The organism is Campylobacter sp. GB48 (assembly GCF_049221845.1).
GTDB lineage: Bacteria > Campylobacterota > Campylobacteria > Campylobacterales > Campylobacteraceae > Campylobacter_D > Campylobacter_D lari_C.
This window is the reverse complement of sequence record NZ_JBMJAR010000070.1, coordinates 1-990: the sequence shown is the minus strand read 5'-3', so window position 1 is coordinate 990 and position 990 is coordinate 1. Positions and strand designations below refer to the sequence as shown.

Below are 990 nucleotides of genomic sequence, written 5' to 3'. Positions count from 1 at the left end.
AATCCACCTTATAATATTACCTTTATCATCAATTTCTACTTCTAGATCTTTGTATTTGTTGTAAAATTTAGGAGCTAAGATTTCTTGGAAGTATTTTGTGCCTTTGGGGGTAATAATTGCATTGATATTATATATATCCCAATTACTCGAATTTCCCCAAAATTCTTCTTTCGTTGCATGATTCACTAAATTATCATTGTAGGAATAAATATAATTATCTCTAAAATATTTCCAAGTTTCATATTTATTTTCTTTTTTGTATTGTGATAAATTAGGAGTCTTTGTCTTTGTATTGTCTGTTTCATGGTATGCACAACGCCAAAAATCAATATAGTCATCTAAAAAAAGCTGTCCTATAATAGCCACATAATCATCAGCATAATGATTGGTTAATTTGTATAAATTTGAAAAATCGAATAGATAATCAGAAAAAATTGTTTCATCCATTTCCGCTTTAATATCAAGACTTGTCAAAATTGTCACTTCAAATAATTCTAAAATATCTGTTTTATTAATATTTGGTATTTTTAAAAATAAATCCATTTCATAGTATTTGTTTATTTTTTTTCCTAATTTATATGGGATATCATAAAAAATAAAATCTATACATTCTTTGTTTAATACTTTATACTTCATCTTAAATCTCTTAAATTATGGATTTTTGTTTTTGATTCTAAATTATGGATAATATCTATCGTATCTCCACCGCTTTGAGAATTACTTCTAATTTGCACTTTTGTCATCTTATCTTCCAACAAATAAACATTAATTTCTATCGGCTCTTGTCTTATAATTTTTCCAGTTTTTTTATCTTTGATGTCTATAGTTGTTTTTATTTTATGTAAATACTGAGCATTCTCTAATAAATCATTAGCTACTTCTTTTATTTGCTTATTATCCTTAGCCCAGAAAACATTCTCACTTCTTCCAAGTCTTAATTCTTTAGAAGTCTTAAGATTATATTTATTTCTTAATACCTCTATCACTTCT

The 990-nt window shown here is 25.4% G+C and carries 1 protein-coding gene and 1 pseudogene; both read right to left on the bottom strand.

What is annotated here, in order from left to right:
- Window positions 1-636: hypothetical protein (locus ACOTVC_RS08835; RefSeq protein WP_421628381.1), on the bottom strand; the 636-nt coding region annotated here is incomplete at its 3' end.
- Window positions 633-990, bottom strand: a pseudogene (locus tag ACOTVC_RS08830) (hypothetical protein); the annotation flags it as partial. The pseudogene ACOTVC_RS08830 and the gene ACOTVC_RS08835, both read right to left, overlap by 4 nt.